4 protein-coding genes are annotated in these 7109 nt (G+C 34.2%); all 4 read right to left on the reverse strand.

Annotated elements, in window-relative coordinates:
* Positions 1 to 76: 76 nt before the first annotated feature.
* Positions 77 to 1234, reverse strand: coding sequence for an MFS transporter (locus tag CXF67_RS03360; RefSeq protein WP_102087461.1), 1158 nt, complete (start codon positions 1232 to 1234; stop codon positions 77 to 79).
* A complete protein-coding gene (locus tag CXF67_RS03365) occupies positions 1234 to 3225 on the reverse strand; it encodes an alpha,alpha-trehalase (protein WP_102087462.1) in 1992 nt (663 codons plus the stop codon). Before CXF67_RS03365 ends, CXF67_RS03360 begins: the two co-directional genes overlap by 1 nt.
* Before the next feature lie 26 nt (positions 3226 to 3251).
* Positions 3252 to 4553: an MFS transporter gene (locus tag CXF67_RS03370; protein WP_102087463.1), complete on the reverse strand. Its 1302-nt coding sequence runs from the start codon at positions 4551 to 4553 to the stop codon at positions 3252 to 3254.
* Between the two features lie 270 nt (positions 4554 to 4823).
* On the reverse strand, positions 4824 to 6959 hold the full coding sequence (locus CXF67_RS03375) for a glycoside hydrolase family 97 protein (protein WP_102087464.1): 2136 nt from the start codon (positions 6957 to 6959) through the stop codon (positions 4824 to 4826).
* Positions 6960 to 7109: the final 150 nt, after the last annotated feature.

Below are 7109 nucleotides of genomic sequence, written 5' to 3' on the forward strand. Positions count from 1 at the left end.
GAAAAAGAAATGATTTATTGCGACATTATAGGTATAAATTGGTATAAATAGTATGGCGTAGAATTTTTTGGTGATGTTAATTAAATTTAGGACTTAAAATCGACACGACTAAGGTGAATACAGTTAGGGCTAGAAGACATAAAAAACTGATCTTAAGACTAGAGCTATCTGAAATATAACCAAGAATTACTGGACTTAATAAAAATCCGAAAAATCCGATTCCTGAAACAAAAGAAATGCTTTTAGAAGCCGAAATTCCTATTGTATTTCCTGCGACTCTAAACAATTCTGGAATAATAACAGACAAGCCTAATCCTATAATACCAAATCCTATTACACTTAATACAACTTGGCTTAAAAGCACACACATATATCCCATACAAGCAAGAATAAATCCAACTACAATAATTCTTTTAGATCCAATTTTTTCACTTATTCCATCACCAAAAAACCGTCCTATTGTCATCGTAATAGAAAATACAATAAATCCTAAACCTGCTAAGTTTTGGGAAGAAATTTCAACTATTTCAATTAAATAAATAGAACTCCACTGCTCAATAGATCCTTCACTACTCAAAGCAACTAGAGCCAAGAAGGCTAATGAAAATAGGGGTTTATAGACTTTGAAAGGAACTTTACTTTTGTTTTTAAAGCCTTTATTTTCAGTCATGGTATAGTACTTTTTTGATACTAATAAATTCGTCACAACAACGAGAAAGATCATCAAAAGCACATGGTATAATGGTGCGTCCAACAAAGCTATAAGTAAAGTACCAATAAGTGCTCCTAATGCACCCCCTAAGCTAAAAAAGCCATGCGCCGCCGACATAATGTTCACCTCATCTTTCTTTTCAATTTCTGAAATCAAGGTATTCATAGAAATATCTGTAAGTGCAGAACAAACACCTACCACAAACAAAGAGACACATAACATCATAAAATTGGTAGCGATAAATGGTCCTATAAAAGCTATTGAAAAAGCACATATACCAAAAAACGTACTCTTACCTAAACCTATTTTGTGAGTAACGTAAGGGACCACAGGAATAAAAAACAGAAGTCCTAAAGCCAAAGAGAACAATGCAAAACCAATTTCTGAATCATCAAGTTCTAACTTCTCTTTTAATTGCGGTATATACAATACCCAAGTACCTATCATGATATTTAAAGAACAATAGACCCAAACCACCGAAAAGTAGCGAAGATCCGATAGGATAAGTTTAAGTGAATTCATTAAAAAATAAGTTTTGGCTCCTTAAGTTGATTTAGATTATCTATTAGATTTTGATCTAAAAGTGTCAACCCATATTGATAAGAGGCATTCATCCAACCAAATCCTTCTTGTGTAATGTATTGGAAATCTGTACCAACATTTCCATATTCGGCAAACACTTTATGTGTGGCTTCCACCACATCATATTTTTCTGGAATTGTACCATTGTAATCCACAGCATTCTTTGTTATCATGAAGAGCCATCGGTATACTAATTCTTGTAATTGAGCATCATAACCATAATTTTTCAGGCCTTTCCAAATCATCATTTGGTGAGGTGCCCAACCGTTTGGATAATCCCACTGACGTGCTGGACGTGAATCTGAAATGACCCCACGGCTTTCTTTTGTACTTGCTGCAACCCCTCCTTTTTCTAATAACATTGGTAAGCAATTTTTAACTAATTGTTCTGCCTGCTCTTTAGTTGCCATCTCAGACCACATCGGTGCAAAGCTTGTAGCAGAAATAAAATCAGATTGCTTGTTGTTCTTAAAATCATAGTCAAAATACATGCCTTTATCTCCATTCCAAAGATATTTATCTGAAAGCCTTCGACGATCTTGGGCTTTTTTAATCCAATAATCTGACGAATAATTTTGCCCTGTAGAGGTTTCAAAATTATCATTAAACTGACTACTGATTAAAAAAGCAAAATCCTTTTCGTATTTATAAAGCAATGCATTTAATTCTACTAAATTAAGATCAGCACAGTTACCTTCAATTCTATAGGAGGTATCATGACCAGACTCGCGGACACTGCGATCATGAATAAAGTAAGCATCCAGTTCTGGGTTGATTATTAAATCAGTTTGATTTTTTAATTCGGCAGCATGACTACCATCCCCTTGATACCTTATAACATACTCCTCAATAGAGAGTCCAGCCTCGTCCGCATATGGTTTTAAAATCACATCAAAATGCCCTTCCTCAGTTTCGGGCGGAATTCTGAGTCCTTCGGCTAAATAACGGTTTAGCCCATTTGATGTTAATCGCTTTCCTTTTTCCATCCATACCGTTTTGTATTCTTGAATAGCGGTTTTCAGATGACTTCTTAACCAAGTTTTATCAGCAGTGACCTCAAATACTTCTCTAATTAAACTTGAATAGAACGGTGGTTGGGTTCTTGTTAGATAATACGATCTATTGGCATTTAAAATTTTCCCGTAGTATTCAATTTCATATTGAAAATTATCGGCCATTGCTTTGGCTAAATCAACCCTTCCATCCACGATTAACCCAATAGATTCAAAATAACTATCCCAGCCATACATTTCATTAAAACGGCCTCCAGGGACAACAAATGGAACTCCCTGCAATTTTCCGTTCTTGTTTTCAAGTTTTAGTGTTAAAATTCCAGGTTTGTTATTGATAGATTTTACATATTCTGGTGTAATAACCTCTGGTAATTTATATGTCGTAATCGGTAATTTTTTTTCTAAACCTTTAAAATAGCCAAATGAAATCGAATCGGTATAGGGAACATAAATTCTAAGATCTTCAGAAATTAAACTTTCATTTTTAGAATCTCTAATGAGATTTTTAATACCATCTTCATCCAAATGCCGTGTCAAACCATCCCAATAATACGTTTTTATTAATCTTGATGTTCTATCTACTGGGAGTTCATCTATATATTTAGTCTTAATATTAGCAAGGGTTTTACCTTCATTTTTTGCCAAAACTAGCTCTTGGAGTAATTTTGATAATTCGAATGTTCCTTTTATCTCAAATGTATTTCCAGAGCTTGTTTTTAATTCGAATACTTTAGGGGATTTGTCTTCAATAGTAATTTTTTTATCTCCATCTGTGTCTTCTTGTTCTAACAATTTTTCTAAGGTCTGATTTATTTGCACCTCGAAGGCGGTGTCTTCTGAGAATCTATCTTCAGACTCATTTTTACATGATATCATGATAAGGGATAATAAAATGACTATTTTTAACATATTTTTCATCGATGATTTTTTTAATAAGAGTTAATTTATCCTTTTGTTTTTTCATTCAACCGCATTGCTAAAAACGCAGAAATAGCAAAAAATACACCTGCAAAAAGCATAGCATTTATTGCATTTCCATCAAGCAGATATTTATATATTGGACCAAATGTTAAGGTTTGAATTCCCATAGGAATAACGATCATCATATTCAAAATACCCATATAAACTCCTCTTTTATCTTGGGGAACAATCTTTGAAACCATGGTATAAGGGATTCCCATCATGGCTGCCCACCCGATACCAAATAATACCATTGGTGCTAACACAAATAAGGGGTCAGAAATATAGGGAATAGTAAATAATGCAATTGCGGTACCTACCAAGCTTAAAGCATAAACCTTTTTCCCTCCAAAGCGGATAGTTAAAGGTACTAAAGCAAGCGCCACAAGCATTGTTACAATATTATAAGTTAAACTCATTTTAGCGGCTTGCGAAGCGGCTTCTGAAGTAGAGTATCCCATGGTAAGCTTAAATAGAGGTGTTGTAAATTGCCAGTAAATAAAAAGCGCATACCACTGAAATAAATATACAGCACCTATTTTCCACATAAATTTAGGCATCACCTTTATTGACCTCATTATCTCGAAGAAGGGTTTTCTAAATTTATGACCTAAAGGCAAACTTTTAATTTTATTAATTTCTAACATTTCTTTTTCAGAAGGCGGAATTTCTGGTGTTTTTAAAACAGACCATAAAATAGTGGCTAAAGAAAGAAAAGCACCAATAAAAAAGGAGTAATACAACCATTGCGGAATGATTCCTGATTCTAACGACTCCTCCCCAAACAAATATTGAAATAAAACAATAGAGCCATTGGCTAACACTATACCTGCACCAACAAAAAGACTTTGCATTTGGAACCCAAGACTCAATTGTTTTTCTGGCAATTTATCTCCAATAAAAGCTCTGTAGGGTTCCATAGCCATATTGTTACCAACATCAAGAATCCATAGTAAGCCTACCGCAAACCAAAGCACAGGACTGTGCGGGAAGGCAAATAAAGTCAAGCTACCTAGTAAGGCACCAATTAGAAAATAGGGTTTACGCCTTCCCCAGCGATTAGACCAAGTTTTGTCTGACAGTGCACCAATAACAGGTTGTACAATTAATCCTGTGACTGGGCCTGCAATATTCAATATGGGCAGCATATCCTCTGGCGCTCCTAAATATAGAAATATAGGGTTGATAGCTGTTTGTTGCAAACCGAAACTATATTGAATCCCTAAAAATCCAATATTCATATTAAAGATCTGCCAAAAGGATAAACTTGGTTTTTGTAGCCTCATATTAAAATCATATCATTAGTTATTTACATTTCAAACTAATACTTGGTGAAAGAAATTAACCCATAAAATAAAGACAGATACCAATTTAAACCTATAATGTCGCTATAAATCATTTTATCAAAACGAATTCGACACAGGCTTTTTTCACCTACTTTTTATCAAAAAGAATGACCGCAACATACCAATTTATCATTCAATTTAATTTGGTATCAAATATATTTAGACTAAAACTTCGAGGTTAATTTTCTAAGTCCTAAGAAATCAAGATGATTATTTAACAATACTAAGTGCAAATCCACCACCTGGAGCTAATTTCACTTTTAAACTGGATGCCTTTGTTAGTTCTAATTCTTCTATTTCATAAGCTTGTGGGTTGTTATCCCAATGTGCGTTTGGTGCATCTTTATATAATTTTGCTTTGTAGGTTTTTCCCTTTTCAAGAAAATTAAAGGTAAGCTCTTGTGTCCTTTCATTTTCATTAGTAACACCTCCAATAAACCAATTCCCTGTTTCTCTTTCTTGTCTTGCAATAGTCACAAAATCACCCACTTCACCCTCTAATACTTTGCTTTGTTGCCAATCTACCCCAACATCTGTTATAAACTGAAAAGCAGGATGTAACTTACCATCAACCCTATAATTCTCTGGTAAATCGCAGACCATCTGGATAGGACTATAGATTATTACATATAAAGCTAGTTGATGTGCTAAAGTTGTATTTACTTGATTTTGCTTTTTATAGGTGTTGAATTTTATATCAAATACTCCAGGCGTAAAGTCTATAGGGCCAGAAAGCATTCTTGTAAATGCTACAGTTGATATATGGTTTGGCGGATTTCCGCCATCTGTTGCCCAAGCGTTAAATTCTTGACCTCTTAATCCCTCTCTTGAAATTGCATTTGGATAGGTTCTCCGTTTTCCTGTCGCTTTAATGGGTTCATGAGCATTTATTGCAATTTTCTTTTTCGCTGCTTCCACCAAAACCTTATGGTAGTGGTTTACCATCCATTGTCCATGGTGATATTCTCCTTCTGGAATGATTTCGCCGACATATCCTGTTTTTACTGAATTCATTCCGTTAGCTTTCATAAAATCATAGGCCTGATCCATCTGTTTTTCATAGGTTAATGGTGCTGCAGATGTTTCATGATGCATAATAACCTCAACGCCCTTTTCTCTAGCATACGCCATCACTTCATCAAAGTCATAATCTTTATAAGGGGTCATAAAATCAAAAAGTCCTTCTCTATCTTCTGCAGAGGCAAGCCATTTACTCCAGCCTGTATTCCAACCTTCTACTAAAAAGCCTTTTATACCATTCTCTGAAGCAAAATCAATATACTTCTTAGCGTTCTTTGTGGTAGCTCCATGCGAAGATGATGCTGATTTGCCTTCGGTCCATGTATTCATATCTTGGCTCCCTTCCATATCCCACGTAGATTTTCCAATATGCATTTCCCACCAAATACCCACGTATTTCATCGGCGTAAAGTAGTCTACATCTCCTAATTCATTTGAATCGTTTAAATTCAATATGAGTTTAGACTCGATTAAACCTCCTGCTTTTTCTGCTATTTGGATGGTTCGCCAAGGAGTATTAAAAGGCACCGTTAGTTTGACTTTTGCTTTCAGCCTTTCAGAACCTACCAATTCGCTCGTCATTTTTAAATTTATCGGGTCCACTTTCATCGTCATCCCTGCATAGTTTGTTAAATCTGCTTCATGAAAACTCAGGTATAACCCTGTATCCGTTTTCATAGTAACAGGTGTATTTACTGCATTATAAGGAATATAGGTTGCAGATAAATTTTCATTATTTTTCTTAGACAATGCATCAATTTCAGAAAATTTTGTTTCATTATATAGATGCTCATAAATATCCCAATCGCCAGGAATCCACCAAACGCTGTGATCTCCAGTCAAATTAAAATCAGTATTTTCATCTGTGATTAATATTTCCTTTAAATTGTTTTGTTCAGGAAATTCATATCTAAAACCCATGCCGTCATCAAATACTTTAAAATGGATGTTTAACTGTCTTTTATCAGCCGTTTTTTCCTCCAAGTATACGGTGAGTTCATTGTAGTTATTTTTCACATCAATTTGTTCACCCCATGGCATTTGCCAAGTTTCATTTATGGTTGCTATTGATGAATTTATGATTTTAAAGTTATCTTCTAAAGGCGGAAGATCTTTTAAATCGAAACTCATAAATGATGTATCGATAACTATCTCGCTTTTATGTTTTACCAAATACATTGGATTTCCTGTTTCTGACAAAGCAAATTCAATAGAGATATTTTTATCTGGAGAATCTATAGAAAAACTTGTTTTCGTATTATTACAAGCTGTTAAAAACAAAAGTGATAAAAGTAAAAAGCTAAAATAAGGGCTTTTTTTTTTCATAATATATGAGATTAATTAAGTGAAACAATTACAGCCTGATAGGGCTTAAGAGTAATAGTATGATTATTTATAGCTAAGCTGTTATAATTATTAATTTGTATGTCTGCTAGCTGTTTTATTTGCGGTGATGTAATGTATGAATTATGGTCT

The organism is Psychroflexus sp. MES1-P1E (genome assembly GCF_002836055.1).
Classification (GTDB): domain Bacteria; phylum Bacteroidota; class Bacteroidia; order Flavobacteriales; family Flavobacteriaceae; genus Psychroflexus.